General features: G+C 51.2%; 18 protein-coding genes. 11 read left to right on the top strand and 7 right to left on the bottom strand.

The genetic code is table 11. The features are described from left to right. Window positions 1-18: 18 nt before the first annotated feature. The 5 genes from E1189_RS14545 to E1189_RS14525 all read right to left on the bottom strand — a co-directional run bounded on the left by E1189_RS14545 (window position 19) and on the right by E1189_RS14525 (window position 6,354). Complete coding sequence (locus E1189_RS14545; RefSeq protein ID WP_155161054.1) at window positions 19-1,140, bottom strand: endonuclease/exonuclease/phosphatase family protein; 1,122 nt, start codon at window positions 1,138-1,140, stop codon at window positions 19-21. 117 nt (window positions 1,141-1,257) lie between these two features. Then, the gene (tsaC, locus tag E1189_RS14540) at window positions 1,258-1,827 is read right to left on the bottom strand and encodes an L-threonylcarbamoyladenylate synthase type 1 TsaC (protein WP_230460409.1); all 570 of its coding nucleotides are present in this window, start codon (window positions 1,825-1,827) and stop codon (window positions 1,258-1,260) included. A gap of 52 nt (window positions 1,828-1,879) precedes the next feature. Further along, the gene (dprA, locus tag E1189_RS14535; RefSeq protein WP_155161053.1) at window positions 1,880-3,016 is read right to left on the bottom strand and encodes a DNA-processing protein DprA; all 1,137 of its coding nucleotides are present in this window, start codon (window positions 3,014-3,016) and stop codon (window positions 1,880-1,882) included. 41 nt (window positions 3,017-3,057) lie between these two features. Next, complete coding sequence (locus tag E1189_RS14530; RefSeq protein WP_155161052.1) at window positions 3,058-4,083, bottom strand: LysM peptidoglycan-binding domain-containing protein; 1,026 nt, start codon at window positions 4,081-4,083, stop codon at window positions 3,058-3,060. Window positions 4,084-4,173: 90 nt separating this feature from the next. Then, complete coding sequence (locus E1189_RS14525) at window positions 4,174-6,354, bottom strand: hypothetical protein (RefSeq protein WP_155161051.1); 2,181 nt, start codon at window positions 6,352-6,354, stop codon at window positions 4,174-4,176. A 209-nt stretch (window positions 6,355-6,563) separates the two neighbouring features. Between E1189_RS14525 and def the strand changes: the two genes are divergently transcribed. The 8 genes from def (at window position 6,564) to E1189_RS14485 (ending at window position 13,581) form a co-directional block, all read left to right on the top strand. Further along, window positions 6,564-7,073, top strand: a complete 510-nt coding sequence (gene def, locus E1189_RS14520; protein WP_155161050.1) for a peptide deformylase — start codon at window positions 6,564-6,566, stop codon at window positions 7,071-7,073. A 148-nt stretch (window positions 7,074-7,221) separates the two neighbouring features. After that, window positions 7,222-8,196, top strand: a complete 975-nt coding sequence (gene fmt / locus E1189_RS14515) for a methionyl-tRNA formyltransferase (RefSeq protein ID WP_155161049.1) — start codon at window positions 7,222-7,224, stop codon at window positions 8,194-8,196. Then, the gene (gene rsmB, locus E1189_RS14510) at window positions 8,196-9,569 is read left to right on the top strand and encodes a 16S rRNA (cytosine(967)-C(5))-methyltransferase RsmB (RefSeq protein ID WP_155161048.1); all 1,374 of its coding nucleotides are present in this window, start codon (window positions 8,196-8,198) and stop codon (window positions 9,567-9,569) included. The genes fmt and rsmB overlap by 1 nt, the downstream gene beginning before the upstream one ends. 69 nt (window positions 9,570-9,638) lie before the next feature. Next, entirely contained in the window at window positions 9,639-11,015 is a 1,377-nt protein-coding gene (gene trkA / locus E1189_RS14505; protein WP_155161047.1) for a Trk system potassium transporter TrkA, read from the top strand. 126 nt (window positions 11,016-11,141) lie between these two features. Beyond that, a complete protein-coding gene (locus tag E1189_RS14500; RefSeq protein WP_155161046.1) occupies window positions 11,142-12,590 on the top strand; it encodes a TrkH family potassium uptake protein in 1,449 nt (482 codons plus the stop codon). Window positions 12,591-12,595: 5 nt separating this feature from the next. Further along, on the top strand, window positions 12,596-12,832 hold the full coding sequence (locus E1189_RS14495; RefSeq protein ID WP_155161045.1) for a hypothetical protein: 237 nt from the start codon (window positions 12,596-12,598) through the stop codon (window positions 12,830-12,832). A gap of 69 nt (window positions 12,833-12,901) precedes the next feature. Further along, complete coding sequence (locus E1189_RS14490) at window positions 12,902-13,258, top strand: type II toxin-antitoxin system RelE/ParE family toxin (RefSeq protein ID WP_329602055.1); 357 nt, start codon at window positions 12,902-12,904, stop codon at window positions 13,256-13,258. Continuing rightward, complete coding sequence (locus tag E1189_RS14485) at window positions 13,255-13,581, top strand: helix-turn-helix domain-containing protein (RefSeq protein ID WP_155161043.1); 327 nt, start codon at window positions 13,255-13,257, stop codon at window positions 13,579-13,581. Before E1189_RS14490 ends, E1189_RS14485 begins: the two co-directional genes overlap by 4 nt. An 85-nt stretch (window positions 13,582-13,666) precedes the next feature. Here the strand turns inward: E1189_RS14485 and E1189_RS14480 are convergent, their stop codons facing one another. Both E1189_RS14480 and E1189_RS14475 read right to left on the bottom strand, forming a co-directional pair. Then, the gene (locus tag E1189_RS14480; protein ID WP_230460411.1) at window positions 13,667-14,494 is read right to left on the bottom strand and encodes a transposase; all 828 of its coding nucleotides are present in this window, start codon (window positions 14,492-14,494) and stop codon (window positions 13,667-13,669) included. A gap of 38 nt (window positions 14,495-14,532) precedes the next feature. Further along, the gene (locus E1189_RS14475) at window positions 14,533-14,961 is read right to left on the bottom strand and encodes a hypothetical protein (RefSeq protein WP_155161041.1); all 429 of its coding nucleotides are present in this window, start codon (window positions 14,959-14,961) and stop codon (window positions 14,533-14,535) included. Between the two features lie 323 nt (window positions 14,962-15,284). On the opposite strand from E1189_RS14475, the gene E1189_RS14470 reads away from it, so the two are divergent. The 3 genes from E1189_RS14470 to E1189_RS14460 all read left to right on the top strand — a co-directional run bounded on the left by E1189_RS14470 (window position 15,285) and on the right by E1189_RS14460 (window position 16,419). Next, complete coding sequence (locus E1189_RS14470; protein ID WP_155161040.1) at window positions 15,285-15,539, top strand: hypothetical protein; 255 nt, start codon at window positions 15,285-15,287, stop codon at window positions 15,537-15,539. Between the two features lie 83 nt (window positions 15,540-15,622). Continuing rightward, window positions 15,623-15,973 carry a type II toxin-antitoxin system HigB family toxin gene (locus E1189_RS14465; protein WP_329602054.1) on the top strand — a complete coding sequence of 117 codons (351 nt, stop codon included), beginning with the start codon at window positions 15,623-15,625 and terminating at the stop codon, window positions 15,971-15,973. Further along, on the top strand, window positions 15,970-16,419 hold the full coding sequence (locus E1189_RS14460; RefSeq protein WP_155161038.1) for a helix-turn-helix domain-containing protein: 450 nt from the start codon (window positions 15,970-15,972) through the stop codon (window positions 16,417-16,419). The genes E1189_RS14465 and E1189_RS14460 overlap by 4 nt, the downstream gene beginning before the upstream one ends. The last annotated feature ends 90 nt before the right edge of the window (window positions 16,420-16,509 follow it).

Below are 16,509 nucleotides of genomic sequence, written 5' to 3'. Positions count from 1 at the left end.
ATAGGCATCCTACCACTGTTATCTGTGATTCGGGAACGAGGGCAAGGCGAACTCCACCACAACCGGGGTGTGATCCGATAATGCTTGTTTGGAAATCGGCTCCTGCAAAACATAGCCATTGATAGAAGGCACACGGGGCGAGTAGAAAATATAGTCCAGCGTCTGATCCAGCCCGTGTTTTTCAAACAGAATCTGAGTCAACCATTTGTGTCGCTCAGAACCTGTGGCATCCGCAACAGACGGAACCATTGGATATTTGCGGCTGAGTGTTTCCAAAGGGCTTTTCTGTTCGTACCAGCTTTGACTGTCTGCATTTAAAAGCTCGTATTGACCTGGGGGCAACGCATTGAAATCACCACCGGCAAGCCACTCAATACCTTTGGATTCAAGCTCTTCAAGATAACTGTCTATCTGCGCAATCTGCTTCTCACTAATCCCGGTGTTCCTGGCAAATGAAGCATCTGTGTGCAGATTGATCACGTGAAGGTGGTGCCCCATTGTTGTTTTGACAGGTACTTCCAGCATCGCCCTTTGGTAGCTCATGGGCACGACATAGCGTTCTGGTATGCGAGCCAGATCATGACGCCTCGGTGTCCCCATCTGAAAACGGCTCAAGGTCACCAGATTCTGCTCAGCAGGGCGCTTTCGCTCAGGCAAAGTCAGATTTTGGTTGAGTCGGGAATAAGCGGTTGCGCTGTAGCAGGGATAAATATCTCCCAACTCATCCATCAACCATTGAATCTGATCCATACCCACACGGGTGTCACGATCTACCTCCTGAAGCAATACAACATCCGGCTTTTCATCGCGAATCACCTGACTGACTTTCCCGGCAACTTGTTTTTGCAGCTCCACCTGCAGCATGGGTACAGCTTCCGGACCATCCCAGAAGTTATAAACACCACCGGTCATAAACTGAACATTCCAGGTCATCACCTTCAGAGTGTGCCCAGCAGGAAGTTCAGGAGCAGTGGCGGGGCAGTGGAAACGAAGGGGAGCATTCCACTCCTCCTCAAGCTCATCACACACTGAAGTCTTTGCGCCTGAGGCGAAAGAAAGAGAGGCAAGGCAAGCAAAAGCAACAAACCAGAAACGGACAAAGTACCATGCCTGAGAAACTGGTAGTAAAGCTGTTTTCATGGAGTTTTTACCTGAGATAAACAGAAAAAGCGTTACCTCAGGCGAAATTCACCTATTGCGACCTCCCCCAAAGCCACGCCCGGGCAGAAGTATAGATAAGCCATTTTATTTCACGGCTTAACTTCTAAGAATGTGGCCAGTCACAAGATCGCAAATACGGGAAGGGGCAGTTGAATCGCCGGTTTTACCTTCAATAATACAGTCCAGCTCATCACCCAGTTGAGCCACAACGTCCACTTGCTCAACCAGTGCGTCCTCTCCGGCACGGTTGGCTGACGTGGATACCAGAGGCTTACCCCAGCTTTCACACAGCTCTCGCACAACAGGATGAGCGCTCACGCGCACGGCAACGGAGTTATGCTGACCTCGCACCCAATCCGGTACCCATTGGTTTGGGTCGGGAATCAACCAGGTAACCGGCCCTGGCCAGCTATCATCAAGCAGTTTTTTTTGTTTCTGAGATAACCCTTCGAGCAAAGGGGCAATTTGCTCCTGATCAGAAGCCGCAAGAATTAAACCCTTCTCAACCGGGCGGCGCTTAATTTCAAGAATCCGTTCAACGGCTTTTTGATTCCAGGGGTCACAGCCTAATCCCCACACGGCCTCCGTGGGATAGGCAATCACACCACCACCTCGAATAACTGAACAGACGGCCTCTACAGAGGCTTCCATTGATAGCTTACTCATTTCACTCCCTTAACCTTTTTTCTCTGTTTCAGGTCTTATCCGAACCACCGCATCATACCCTTGCAAATCCACCAGCAACAGTTTTGACAAAGCCTCCCAGCTCAAGATGCAGCAGGACTTCAGAAAGTGTGTGGCTCTCCATACCGGAGCGCAAAATCAGCTCATCGTGATGACAGGTTTCAAAGCCTATCAGCTCTAGGACCTTTTGCTGCTCCGGGCACTCGGGTTGAAGCTCAGGGAAAGCAGTTTGTAATCGTTTCTCAGCGGAGATAACACCACTTAGCTCTTCAAGAATCTGAGCCGTGTTTTCTACCAGACACGCCCCTTCACGAATCAGTTTATGGCACCCGCGCACTCCCGGATTATTCACCGAGCCCGGCATGGCAAACACCTCTCGCCCCTGTTCCAGAGCACATCGCGCTGTCACCAGTGAACCGCTGGCAATGGCAGCTTCTACAACCAGTACACCAACACTCAGGCCACTGATAATCCGGTTTCTGCGGGGGAAGTGGCCAGACTTGGGCTGGGTACCCAAAGCAAACTCAGAAACAACAGCACCGTGCTCAGTAATAGCCTTTGCCAGCGGCCTGTGACGATGGGGGTAAACACAATCCACTCCGCCTGCCAGCACAGCAACCGTTGGACCTTCAGCCTGGAGAGCACCTTGATGAGCAGCTCCATCAATACCCAGAGCCAAACCACTGGTTACAGTTAAACCCTGTTCTGCCAGTTCAGTGCCTGTTCTCCTTGCCACCTCCACCGCGGCATAGGATGGTTTTCTGCTACCAACAATAGCCATCTGCCGGTTACTCAAAACATGTGCATCACCATCCACAAACAGTATGGGGGGAGGGTCGTGAATCATTTTCAGAAAGGAGGGGTAAAGCGAGTTATCCAGCGTCAGAATATGGTGATGCTCACTGCTCTCCAGCCACCGGCGGGTGTTTTCCAGCGCAGCGTTTACAAAGGTATTTCGCTCCACCAGCGTGATGGCTTTTACCAGAGATTCCGGCAGCAGAGTTTTGAGTTGTGCGGTGCTTGCAGCAAATATCTGCTCAGGAGAACCCAAAGCAGTTAGCAGTTTCTGATAACGGGTTGGCCCCAAACCGGGAATATGGAAAAGCTGCAGCCAGTGTTTGAGTTGCTGCCAGTGGGGAGTTGCTTGAGAGTGAGGTGAGTCGCCATTCATAGCGACTCATTCTAGACAAGAAAATCAGGAAGGGAGGAGAATTACGGAGCCCGCAGAACATCACCCGTGTGGAGAGGCTGACTGGCCTGCATAACAATAGCGAAACTCATTTTCTCGTAGGTGCGGAAGACCATGATATGACCAACACGCACAGCGGGAAGCCTGACAATTTCGCCGGTCTTTTTATCCCTGATAGTGTTCTGACGGAAAATAGCCAACACACTGCCATCCTCCAGACCTTCCCGGGCGCCAAGGTTGATCAGGACATTATTATAAAGGCCGATCTGACTTACACCGCCAATCACATCCAGGATGGTGCCCTCTATATCCTTACCTTTGGGAGCAGCGGGGTAGAACGAAGTGGCCAGACGACGTTCTTCAGAAACCAGAAGCCTGTCACCCACTCGCAGCTCTTCATTTGCCCGGGTTACATGCATGGTCGCGATGTCATTGGTGATACGCTGCACATTCAAAGCCCCCACGCTCTGCACCATGGTGCCCAGGTATTCACCTGTTCTCGGATCTCTGTAATCCTTCTGCCCACGGTAAGCACCATAAGCGCTGGCTTCCTTATCAAAGTTGCCGCGCACATAAACTGTATCACCAGCGCCGCTGATAACCTTTTCCTGACCATTGGCAAGAATGTAAGGCGCAGAGAGAAGAACCTCAGGGCCTGAAATCACACGACTTACATCCAGAAAACTGCTGATGGCATCAAGAGGAATAGCCGGGATAGCATTTTCCAAAGGTGTAGAACGAATCTTTGGACCAAGACGAATGGTACGGCCCGCTTCTCCACGGCTTACGGTGAGGCGAGGTTTACCTTCCACATAAATAAGGGTGACCACATCACCGGGATAAATCAGGTGGGGGTTGTTGATTTGCGGATTGAGGCTCCAGACTTCCGGCCACTGCCAGGGGTTTTCCAGAAAACGGGCAGAAATATCCCAGAGAGTGTCCCCTTTAACGACGGTGTAGGATTCAGGCCGATCGTCACGAAAAGGTGCTGCGGCCCATACCTGCGCGACCAGAGACCACAGGAAAGCTGTCAGCAGAGCTTTCTTCATATTCTATTCCTTGATGCTGTTTTTCTTCTTTATCTTCCAATAGTAACAGCTGTTTTCTGTGAAAGACTAATTGAGCATTATTTCTGACTATCAGCTCTCATATTCATCTGCGTCCATATCATCCCGCAGATCATCAAGGGAATCATCCAGGTCCTCATTTTCTTCATCAGACTCTTCACAGACAGGGTCAGAGGCTAATGAAACGGAATCATCTTCTGAGGGAGTGCTGACACCCGACAGGCCAGCTTCAAACAAGCTGGTAGATATAGCAGGAGCTAGGCGTTTATTGTGTAACACACCTGAAAGATACTCCTTTCTCCTCTCTTCATTCTCCTCCTGAACATAGGCCCTCTTTCTGGGAATAGGGCCTAAAACACGCTTTTGGAACAGTACACCCACCAGATTATTCAAAACAAACAAACCAGCGGGGGTGATTGCCCATTCACCAGCCTGCAATAAAAGCTCAGAAACAGCATAACCTGTTCCTGTCAGCGTCCCGGCTGCAATACCGGCAGCAACCAAACCAACGAGAACAGTGCGGCGGAACATCTGGTTTGAACTCATCAGCTCAATGAACGTCGCCAGAGCCATACCCGCCCCAAAGGCTCCATGAAGAACCTGCCAATGGGTACTGGTGGGAGGCAAAACCATGAGGGCGGTACTGATTGTGCTGACTGCTTGCACAATTTCAGCATTCTCATCAATAGCTTTAACAAGCTGACTCTCATAAACCTTATTGCCAATCCAGGTATTTCCAAACCCTGCTCGCAGCATAGACAGAGAGAGTGCTGCCCCGCCCATGATGGGAATAATGGGGCATCCACTCCACCAGGCGACAGAGCCCGCTAAAAACTCAAGAGCCTTTTCAGAACTGGCAATTCTTGTATCATCAGAAAAAAGGGAGGCTCCTAACAGATTCACTCCTATACCTAAACCGGCACTCCAGGGATCAACTCCATCCTGAAGACAGGAACCTGCGCAAAGGGCTGCTTTAACGGCTCCCCAACTCAATCTCTGGGTGTAGCTGGCCGGCGTTTTAAGCTGTTCCTCTTCCACCTTTTCGTGAAGAGGGCGGCGCCCCAGCGTTAACTGCCGAAGCCGAAGCTCCTGCCTTCTCTTACCGCTCGCGCGGGCAATTCTCCGTACTCCTAAAACAGCACTTTCTCCCCAGGACAGACACCCGGCTTCATCATGGGGATCAAAGGGCCAATGAATCATTCGGTGTGTGGTTTTATTGCACGTATCTGTTGAGAACATCATGGCATGAGTGATGCCTTCACCTTCCTGCATCAGGTATTCAAAGAAGTCTTTGCGGGCCTGATCCAGAGAGCGGTCACTGTCATAGTGTTGGAAAAAAGCCATTTTGTAGGGAATTGGCTTTTTGCTGGCAAAATCAGGATCTTTTTTACATAACTCCTGATAGTTGTATGCCACCTTCAGTTTGGCGGCGAGGTAATAATCCTGGCGGTTTTTAGCAGCAATAATTTCTGAATCAGGGTTCTCATGAATGCCTCCATGAACGGAGATATAAGGAGGCTTTAGTTCAATACCACTGTCGGGCCCATATTTGGCTCCAAACTCAAGCAGTGTTTCGGTGAGGTGAAGATTCCACAGCACATGCACAACATTATGTAAGGTGTCATGCCCATCGGAATCCTTGGTTTTTTTGTAGAGATCGATAAGCCTTTCTTTCTCCGAATCAAAGGTACCCTGAGCTAAGGCCGCAGCCATCTGCCTGACAATCAACTGCTGATCCGATGACAGGTGGCACCTTTGCAAAAAAGCCTTTAAATCCTGCTCAAGGGCATCTTTATCCCGACCGGTATAGTTTGCGCGCACAGCTCGCCAGAAGGCATCTCGCCGTTTATTCTCTCCATCATTTTTTCTAACCTGTTCATACAACAGATGAGCCTGCTCTGGCCCCATATCGTCCTTGCTGCTTAAACAGGATGTGAGAACGCCTTCCGATACTCTTGAACCTTCCAGAGATTGGCGGGTGAGATCATTCACACAATCCCGACTCATATGAGCAATCAGCCATCGCGGTAAAAAAGACATGGACGCACAAGCTCGGGCTGCAATATTGGCAATATTCACGTGTCGCCCAAGACGCCCTAAAAGAAAGCGTGTATGGCACTCAATAGCTTTGCAACTCATTCCTGCAGAGCCATAGGTCACCTTTGGCCCTAAAGGGTCTTCCACCGAGGAACATAACTTTCTCCCTCCCATAAGAAGAGGTTTTGGTGGGTTCACGCTGGATGAGAAGGCCATACATCTGACTCCTTGAATTTCACGTACCTGCCAATAAAAGGTCTTACTGATGTATGAGCCATGACAGCAGTGTTATATCCAACGCCTGCTGTTTTGATGGGAATTCTGTTAGTGCTACTGACCCCTTGCTGAGAAATTACTAATGCTCGACCCGAATGGATTTCGTACAATGGCTGAATTGGATACAAAAAGCAGAGCTGACATAACCTATGGCAAAACTCGATATTCTTGAGTTTCCTGATCCGCGCCTTCGTAAGCCCGGCGAGAAAGTCGAATCCGTAACCGACGAGACTCGACAACTGATCGACGACATGTATGAAACTATGTACGACGCCGATGGTTGCGGTCTGGCTGCCACTCAGGTGAATGTACAAAAGCGCCTGTTCATCATGGACTTCTCGGAAGACAAGAGCGAACCCTGGACATTCATCAACCCGGAAATCACTCCTCTGACTGATGAGATTGCCGATCTTGCTGAAGGCTGCCTGTCTGTTCCCGGCTTTTTCGAGAAGCTGGACCGCCCGAATCGCGTAAAGGTCAAAGCACTGGATCGCGATGGCAAAGAATTCGAGCAGGAGTTTGAAGGTATCCAGTCCATCTGCGTACAGCACGAACTGGATCACCTTGATGGCGTTCTGTTTGTCGATGCCCTTACCAAACTCAAGCGTGACCGCATCCGCAAGAAGCTGGAAAAAGCCCAGCGTCTGGCTGCGAAATAATCTGATCGATTGCCTTTCCGGCAGAGCGTCTCCCCTGATTCCTTCCCGACGCTCTGCCAGATACCACCAAATCAAGCTCTCCCTTTTCCTTTTCCCTCTCTAAGAGCGATAATCCGCCTCTTATATCTTTTCCCAGCGCCGGAGCATCATGAGCAAAGCACTGCGTATCGTCTTTGCCGGCACCCCCGAGTTTGCCGCCATACACCTTCAGTCTGTCCTCGACACTGAACACGAAGTTATTGCTGTTTACACCCAGCCAGACCGCCCGGCGGGCCGTGGTCGCAAGCTGACCCCCAGTCCGGTAAAAGAGCTGGCCCTCCAGCACGATATTCCCGTTTACCAGCCAAAAAGCCTGCGCAACGAAGAGGCCCAGAAAGAACTGGCCGACCTCAAGCCCGACCTGATAATAGTGGTGGCTTACGGCCTGATTCTGCCCAAAGTTGTGCTGGATACTCCGGTACACGGCTGCATTAACGTACACGGTTCAATCCTGCCCCGCTGGCGCGGTGCTGCGCCTATTCAGCGTGCTGTGGGCGCGGGTGATAAGGAATCCGGCGTCACCATCATGCAGATGGACGAAGGACTGGATACCGGCGATATGCTGCTGAAAGTCACCTGTCCTATCGACTGCACAGACACCAGTCAGGACCTGTACGACCGTCTGGCCAAGCTGGGTGGCCCCGCTCTGGTGGAAACTCTCACCATGATCAGCGAAGGCACCCTGCAGCCTGAGAAACAAAACGAAGACAAAGCTACCTACGCCCACAAAATGTCCAAGGAAGAAGGACAGGTAGACTGGAGCCGCCCAGCCGCCGAACTGGACTGCAAGGTTCGCGGCTTCAACCCGTGGCCTGTAGCCTGGATGATCCAGGATGCAGAACAGACTGACAAACGCACCCGCATCTGGGACGCTGAAGCTCTGGAAGACAGCACCGATGCCGCCCCCGGCACCATCATCCGTGCCGACAAAAGCGGCATTGATGTGGCCTGTGGCGAAGGCGTTCTGCGCCTGAAGAAGCTGCAACTTCCCAGCAGTAAAGCCATGGACGTGCTCGACCTTTTGAACAGCCGTAAAGAGATGTTCGCCCCCGGCACTGTGTTCTCCTATGTTGAGCTTTCCTGATGGCTGATAGAAGACGTTCCAAACCCCAGAGCAAGCAGCCAGAACAGAAGCAGCCCGCTCCACAACGAAAGGGCGTGCGCTTTTACGGCGCGAAAGTGATCGCAAAAGTCATGGCTGGCGAATCTCTGGCAACCGCTCTGCCTGCTGTTGAGTCTGAACTGGAAGGGCGGGACCTCGCCCTGCTGCGCCAGCTGTGTTACACGACACTGCGCCACTGGTTCAGCCTGAACGCCGTGCTCGACCAGCTGCTTACCAAACCACTGAAATACCGTGACAGTGACGTAAAAGCCCTGATGCTGCTGGGTATCTGCCAGCTGTATCACACCCGCATTCCTCCTCACGCAGCTATCAGCGAAACTGTGGGCGCAGCAAAAGGGTTGAAGAAATCCTGGGCCAACGGCCTTGTGAACGCTGTGCTGCGAAACGCCCAGCGGGAAGAAGAGAAGCTGCGTACAGCCGCAACCAAGGATGCCACCCTCGCAGAACTGCCAGACTGGCTCTACGGCAAGCTGGCCAAACGCTGGCCGGAGCAGTTGGACAATATTATCGCAGGCACCAACAGTCAGGCGCCCATGACTTTGCGGGTGAACAGCGCCAAGGTGTCTCGCCCGGATTACCTGAAGCAGCTGAAAGCAGCTGAGATCAACGCCTCCCGCACCCTGTACTCCGACCATGGCATTCAGCTGGAAGAGCCAACTGCTGTGGATAATCTGCCCGGATTCTTTGATGGGTTGGTGAGTGTGCAGGACGAAGCGGCACAGCTATCCGCTGCCATGTTGGAGTGTGATCCCGGTGAGCGAGTGCTGGACGCCTGCGCCGCTCCCGGTGGTAAAACCTGCCATTTGCTTGAGAACACCGAGAACCTTGATCTTACCGCACTCGATCTGGAAGCCAGTCGCCTTGTGCGGGTGGAAGAAAACCTTGAGCGCCTGCAGCTGCAGGCTGGTGTGATTCAGGGTGATGCCAGCAAGCCGGACGAGTGGTGGGATGGTCAGCAGTACGATCGCATCCTTCTGGATGCTCCTTGCTCCGCAACGGGTGTGATACGTCGCCATCCGGATATCAAAATCCTGCGCAGGGCAGACGACATCCCCCAACTGGTTGAGCTGCAGGGGCATATTCTCGATGCCATGTGGAAGCTGCTGAAACCCGGCGGCACCCTTGTGTACGCAACCTGTTCCATTCTGCCGGAAGAAAACAGCCGTCAGGTAGAGGGCTTTCTTGCCCGCACCGACAATGCGGTGCAGGATACCCCTACAGGCGTGAGCAAAAATAACGAGTGCGGTATTGATACCGGATTTGGCCTGCAGTTGCTGCCGAAGGCAGGAGGCCACGACGGTTTCTTTTACTGTCGTCTACGAAAACAACCGTAAGCGGAAAATGCCCACACCGGTAAAACACGTGGGCACTTTCACACAAAAGAGCAGATCAACTGAGCTTTCATGAAAACAATTATCATTTTGGGTGCCGGCCAGGTGGGCGGCACTCTGGCGGAAAACCTGGCCAACGAAGAAAATGATATTACCGTTGTGGACAGTAGTGCCGAGCGCCTGAGAGAGTTGCAGGAGCGTCTGGATATCCGCACGGTTCACGGCATGGCCTCATTCCCCTCCGTGCTCAAGCAGGCCGGGGCAGATGATGCCGATATTCTGGTGGCTGTGACCAATATGGATGAGGTGAATATGGTGGCCTGCCAGATCGCTTCCACCATGTTCCAGACCCCCATCAAGATTGCCCGAATCCGCCAGACCGCTTATCTGACCCGTGCCGGCCTGTTTAAGGACGATGCGATTCCTGTTGATGTTCTTATCAGCCCTGAGCAAGTGGTTACTAACCACGTGAAGCGTTTGATAGAGCACCCGGGGGCTTTGCAGGTTCTGGATTTCGCCAATGGCCGCCTGAAAATGGTGGCGGTCAAAGCCTACTATGGCGGGCCGCTGGTGAATCAGGAGCTGCGCACCATCCGCGAACACATGCCCAATGTGGAAACCCGGGTGGCAGCGATTTTCCGCCGGGGCAAATCCATTGAGCCGCTGGGCTCTACGGTGATTGAGGCGGACGATGAAGTGTTCTTTATTGCCGACCGTCGCCACATTCGCGATGTGATGAGTGAGCTGCGCCGTCTTGATCAGGACTACAAGCGCATCATTATTGCCGGCGGTGGCAACATTGGCCTGCGTCTGGCTCAGGCTATTGAAGATCGCTACAACGTGAAGATTATTGAGCGAAGCCTGAGCCGCTGTCATCAGCTGTCTCAGGATTTGAACAAGGCTATCGTTTTCAACGGCAACGCCTCCGACAAGGACCTTTTGCAGTCGGAAAGTATCGAAGGCACTGATATTTTCATCGCCCTTACAAACGATGATGAAGCCAACGTAATGTCCTCCATGTTGGCCAAACGTCTCGGTGCCCGCAAGGTGATGGCGCTGATCAACAACCCGGCTTATGTGGATCTGGTGCAGGGCGGTGAGATTGATATTGCCATCTCCCCACAGCTGGTAACTATTGGCAGTCTTCTACGCCACGTAAGGCGCGGGGACTTTGTGAATGTTCACTCACTTCGCAGAGGTGCGGCAGAAGCCTTTGAAGCCGTGGCCCACGGCGACCAGCACAGCTCCAAGGTTATTGGCCGCACCATTGGCGAGATTAACCTGCCACCGGGTGCGACTATCGGTGCAGTGGTTCGTCAAGATGAAGTACTGATTGCTCACGATCATATTGAGATTGAGCCTCAGGATCACATCATCTTGTTCCTCACAGACAAGAAGCGTATAACCGAGGTGGAAAAGCTGTTCCACACAGGTATTGGCTTCTTCTAAAAACTGACTGGCAGGGTATACCAGTCACGGAAGAAATAGTGATGAGGGCTTGGATCAAGCCCCGCATAACAACAAACTTAATTCCGCAGGCACATATTGCCTGCGTGAGGGGAGCACTGCGCGTTTATGCACCCATCGGTTATTTCTCGTATTCTGGGGGTATTGCTGGCTTTATTCAGCCTGGCGAGCCTGCCACCTATGCTCGTCGCCTGGATGTATGACGAGTCTGAAATTGCACTGTTTGGTTACACCTTTTTTATCACGCTGCTCACAGGAGCAGGCTGCTGGTTGCCGTTTTACCGCGCCCGGTATGAGCTTCGACCGCGAGATGGCTTTCTGATCACAGTGCTGTTCTGGACTGTTCTCAGCTTATTCGGATCCATTCCTTTCCTGTTGATGGAGATGCCGGAACTTTCCTGGACGGATGCTTTCTTTGAAGCCATGTCTGGCCTGACAACCACTGGCGCCACAGTCCTCACCAATATTGAAACCCTGCCTCGTTCCATTCTCTTCTACCGTCAGCAGCTGCAGTGGCTGGGAGGTATGGGAATTATTGTTCTGGCCGTGGCCATTCTACCCATGCTGGGCATTGGTGGTATGCAGCTGTATCGCACCGAAGCGCCCGGCCCTATCAAGGACAGAAAGCTCCAGCCCCGCATTGCCGAGACCGCCAAGACTCTCTGGTATCTCTATCTCGGGATGACGATCACCTGTACCGTTGCTTATTGGCTGGCAGGGATGAACCTGTTTGATGCGGTGTCTCACAGCTTCTCAACCGTGGCCATCGGCGGCTTTTCTACCTACGACGCCAGCATCGGGCACTTCGATAGCTCTTTAATTGAGGGCATCGCCGTGCTCTTTATGCTGCTGTCGGGAATGAACTTTGCGCTGCACTATCTGGCGCTCCACAACCGCAGCCTACGTCATTACTGGGCAGATCCTGAAGTGCGCGTTTATCTGGGTATCTTGATTCTGGTAATCATGATTACGGTGGTTGCCCTGCATTTCACCGACACCCATAAAAACTGGGAATCCGTCCGCTTCAGTGTGTTTCAGGTAGTGTCGGTGGCCACCACCACTGGGTTCTCAGTGTCTGACTTTTCTCTCTGGCCCATCTTCCTGCCTATGTTGTTGTTCCTGACCAGCTTCTCCGGTGCCTGCGCTGGCTCAACCGGCGGCGGCATGAAGGTGATTCGCATTATCCTGATCTTCAAGCAGGGTTCCCGGGAGCTGAAACGGCTGATTCATCCCAACGCTATTTTCTCCATCAAACTGGGGAGAAGGGCGGTGCCAGATCGGGTGGCGGAAGCGGTGTGGGGATTCTTCTCCGCTTATATCTTCCTGTTCATCGTCCTGCAACTGGCGCTGCTGGCCACGGGGCTGGATTCGATCACTGCGTTCTCAACAGTGGCCTCCAGCCTGAATAACCTTGGCCCGGCCCTTGGGGAAGCCTCGGCAAACTACCAGAGCCTGCCGGACAGCGCCAAGTGGATACTCTCCTTTGCCATGCTTCTCGGGCGGTTGGAGATATTTACGTTGGTTGTTCTGTTTTCTCCTATGTTTTGGCGGCATTGAGTGGTGTGGTACAAGCCCTCAACCTAATCGGCCACCTTTATAAAACAGAAGCTGTTGTCCGTGAGAAGGTGCTGACCGGCGATGACAAGAAAGAGTTTCGGCAAACACAAAGACTCCGTTGGTTAACCCGGCTGACATTATTCTTTTCAGAGCCGGGCTGGCTGGCTCTGGCACTGATTTGCCTGACATTCTCCTATCTGTGTATTCACCCAAGGCTGGTCACTGAGTGGCTGATGCGATGAAGGAATTGTTCTGAAAAAGGAACTTTTCCATGCTATTGTGTACAAAATTTTATACTTGGCGCTAAACTGGTGAGTAACGAGAAGCCAATTGAGTGGATAGGCAGTGCCCTGGATGATCTTTTGGATTTTCCTGATGGTGCGAAAAAAGAGGCTGGTTTCCAGCTTCACCGGGTACAACATGATCTGGAGCCTGAGCGCTGGAAAGAGTTCAAAACCGTGGGTGCAGGCGTTAAAGAGATCATTATTTCGGAAGAAGGCGATGCCTTCCGGGTGATGTATGTCGCCAAGTTTGAGGAGGCTGTGTATGTGTTGCACAGCTTCCAGAAGAAAACCCAGCAGACCAGTAAGCATGACAAACAGATTGCCAGCCGCCGCTACAAACTGGTTGAGGCTGAACGCCGCAAAAAGAAAGGAGACAAACGATGAGTGATAAGATCGTAGCCCACACCACCCCTGCCGGTGGCAATGTCTTCGCAGACCTGGGCTTTGAGCCTGCGGAAGCCGAACAGCTCAAACAGGAATCTGAGCGCCGGATCAAGTCTGACCTGAAAATTCAGCTGATGAGCGAAGTGACCCATGCCATCCGCGAGCAGGACATGAAACAGGAAGAGGCTGCCCGACTTCTGGGTGTTACCCGCCCCCGTGTGTCCGATGTGATGACCGGTAAGGCCAGCAAGTTTACCATTGATGCTCTGGTGGATATGTTACAGAAGTTGGGTAAAACAGTGCAGCTGCGGGTAGCGGTTTGATTTTTACACAGCCCATGCAGAAGGAAATCGGGATCAATGGTTATCCAGAAGACCTTCTGCCCATTCTGAGGTCAATGGCACTGACTCAAGCCGCTTTCCCTTGGTATTTCTTGAGTCGTCTTGCCTTTGGCCGAGTATGCTGCAATTTGGGGAAGGCCTTTGGTCGCCTCTTCACTGCACGAGGTTCAGACCTCCCTGGTCGGTTTCCAACCTGATGTTCGGCTATTATGTTCAGCATGGCTTCGATAACACCGGCCGGGGGATCGCTACTCAGAAGTAGACTGTGAAAGTCTTGCAGAGTTTGTGTGTCGCTCTGAAGCTGATGTCCCGGGGCGTCTTCTCTGTCATCTGTGCCGTTCGAGCCATCAACGCCCGCAGTAGGTTGTAAGCCAGCAGGTACACTGAAATTTCCTTGCACACGCACCATATCCGGACTTTTACAGCGCAGTACATCCATTTTCATCAGCGTTTTCATGGACCTGAGATCTAGCTCCACATGCCACCTTTTCAGGTATAGGGCATTGATCTCTGCTCTGGTGTAGCGCTTGTCATCGACAAGTGTCGTCATGATGATGCGTTTCCTGCTTTTGATAGCTCTGACCGTGAGTTCCTTCGGTGTAAATTGCTCGTAAAATGTCCGGCTCATCCACTCTGGACAGGCCGGTCGTTTCAGGACAAATAAGCCATCTGTCTTACCGAGCTTTTTATCACAACGGAAGTCGATATGTCTGGACCCATGCTTTTCAAATACCACATCAGCACCGGCCAGGCGCAGAAGAACAAGAAGAAAATAGTTCTCGAAATTCGCGTCTCCAAGCATTATGTCACCCTCACGAATGCGGGAGAGCAGTTGTCTTAACAAGGCTTGTTCCCCCGTTTCCTTGCCCTCGTAGGGAGATGTAGCGAAGTCCAGAACGGCGCCACTGCCCAGTGTAATCAGAACCAGAATTCTCAGAATCGGAAAACCAACGCCTTTTTTTGGGTGGACGGTTGCGGATAAACAGCCTGATTAGCGGGACTGTCAGGCATGGATAATGTTGATCCATCGACCAATACAACACGTCGCTCATGCCAGCGCCAACTCTCTGGGCTGGCGTCATCAAGTCGTTGTCCCGATAGCTGAGAAAGTGTTTTCACATCACGCTCATCCAGTCGCTTTCGGGCTTTGCAGTAGGCACTGTTATGGGTTGTCCGGCGTTTGTTGTTGAGAATGGTCTGGTCAGCAGCATCCGCTATCAGAGTCTTACGACAGGACTTGTTTTCACTGACCACCTGACGAAGGAACAGGAAGAGGGTTTTCACCGCAGGATAATCGCGAACCCTGCCTTTACAATGCTTCTGAAAGTCCAGCAGGTCATCTTCAGTGAGAACCGTGGACAAAGGATTATCAGCACATTGCGCCATCTGAAGCAGGCAATTTTGAACGTGCTTTCTCAAGGTTGAACTAGAATTTCTCATGGCTTGTCAGGGGGGTGGAAAAAAGAACGGTTTAGATAATCGTTCTCTCTCTGGCAAGCCCCACCAGACAATGTGTGGAGTCTTAAGTCAGTGCCATTGGTTCTAAGCCACTTCCACATAGCACAGCATATCATACATGATTCTGATGAACGTTATTTATACAAAGACGGCTTCGCCAATTAAAGAAGGACGGAGATCCGAAAGCCAATAGTGCGTGGACGCTAAACCAAACTATTTGGGATGAATTGTCAAAATCAAAAGAAGCAGGTATTTCCATCAAGAGATACGTCTCAATTCGTAACTTTGAATATAGTCATAACTACACCCATGATAAGCAGAAAGGCAAACCTCTATCTGCATATGAATATGCAAAAAATCTTGATATTTGTGACGACACTAAGAGTATTGTCAATTTCTTAAAACAAATTGTCGGTGAAAAAAAGTATGATAATCATTTCACTCAAGAATATCTTCACGAAACAGTAGTTGAGCCACATTGAGTTGCTAACAAGTGACTGAACTTCCCCCGCTTTGTGAACATTAGCCTCCGACATAATTCACATATTGTGAACTATGTCGGAGGATGCTAGAGTTCACTCATAGTGAACTTAGGGTCGTTATGCACGTAATATCCAGAAAACCATTCAATGACGCGGTAAGGAAATATCCAAATCAGTCTGCCGCGATTGAGGCTGTTTATAAGTCATTGAGAAATGGGAACTTTCATAACCCCAACGAACTCAAAAATCTGTATCCGAGCCTGGATAACTTCAAACACAAGGACAAGTGGTGGGTCATAGATATCAGCGGAAACAATCTAAGACTCATTGCTTTTATAGAGTTTCGAGATAACAGGATATATGTGAAGCACATTGTGTCCCATGCAGAATACGACAAACTGTGCAAAAAATACGCGAAGGAGGCTAAGAGATGAGATTCTCTAACATAAAAGCCAAAGCTACTGACCTCTTTGCTGAAGCAAGCTTTGTTGGCCGTATACAGAGTGAAGAGGAGTACAAGACAGCCCTTGATCTGATGGATGAACTTATTGAGGAATATGACAACTATGTTCCTTTGATCGAAATCCTTTCTGCATCCATCGAGCGCTGGGAGAACGAGTCTGATGAGTTTGCAGAGTTCAACCAAAGAGTCGAAAACCTCGATGACGGTGCTGCGGTACTCCGTACACTGATAGACCAATATCAGCTCAAGGCTGATGACCTCAAAGAGGAGATTGGTGGTAAGAGTCTTGTATCTATGATTCTCAATGGAACCCGGAAACTCACCAGGGATCATATCCAAGCACTGTCACAGCGTTTTCACATATCGCCATCCGTTTTCTTTCCTATGGGACCAGACACAACCCCTGCTAAACGGTAAAAGCCTGCCTCCGAGTAAATTGGCGCCATTAAGTGACATTCCTGCATCCCAAGGCTGCATTCCCACGGTGCATCTGAGGTATAATCCGCT

Origin of the sequence: Parendozoicomonas verongulae (genome assembly GCF_009711465.1) — a bacterium.
GTDB lineage: Bacteria > Pseudomonadota > Gammaproteobacteria > Pseudomonadales > Endozoicomonadaceae > Sansalvadorimonas > Sansalvadorimonas verongulae.
Note: the sequence above shows the minus strand (reverse complement) of the source record. Positions and strands in the feature narration are given on the sequence as shown.

Coding starts and splice junctions, on each gene's coding strand:
- E1189_RS14545 (WP_155161054.1), bottom strand. CDS start 1,140: ATGAAAACAGCTTTACTACCAGTTTCTCAGGCATGGTACTTTGTCCGT.
- tsaC (WP_230460409.1), bottom strand. CDS start 1,827: ATGAGTAAGCTATCAATGGAAGCCTCTGTAGAGGCCGTCTGTTCAGTT.
- dprA (WP_155161053.1), bottom strand. CDS start 3,016: ATGAATGGCGACTCACCTCACTCTCAAGCAACTCCCCACTGGCAGCAA.
- E1189_RS14530 (WP_155161052.1), bottom strand. CDS start 4,083: ATGAAGAAAGCTCTGCTGACAGCTTTCCTGTGGTCTCTGGTCGCGCAG.
- E1189_RS14525 (WP_155161051.1), bottom strand. CDS start 6,354: ATGGCCTTCTCATCCAGCGTGAACCCACCAAAACCTCTTCTTATGGGA.
- def (WP_155161050.1), top strand. CDS start 6,564: ATGGCAAAACTCGATATTCTTGAGTTTCCTGATCCGCGCCTTCGTAAG.
- fmt (WP_155161049.1), top strand. CDS start 7,222: ATGAGCAAAGCACTGCGTATCGTCTTTGCCGGCACCCCCGAGTTTGCC.
- rsmB (WP_155161048.1), top strand. CDS start 8,196: ATGGCTGATAGAAGACGTTCCAAACCCCAGAGCAAGCAGCCAGAACAG.
- trkA (WP_155161047.1), top strand. CDS start 9,639: ATGAAAACAATTATCATTTTGGGTGCCGGCCAGGTGGGCGGCACTCTG.
- E1189_RS14500 (WP_155161046.1), top strand. CDS start 11,142: ATGCACCCATCGGTTATTTCTCGTATTCTGGGGGTATTGCTGGCTTTA.
- E1189_RS14485 (WP_155161043.1), top strand. CDS start 13,255: ATGAGTGATAAGATCGTAGCCCACACCACCCCTGCCGGTGGCAATGTC.
- E1189_RS14465 (WP_329602054.1), top strand. CDS start 15,623: ATGCTAGAGTTCACTCATAGTGAACTTAGGGTCGTTATGCACGTAATA.
- E1189_RS14460 (WP_155161038.1), top strand. CDS start 15,970: ATGAGATTCTCTAACATAAAAGCCAAAGCTACTGACCTCTTTGCTGAA.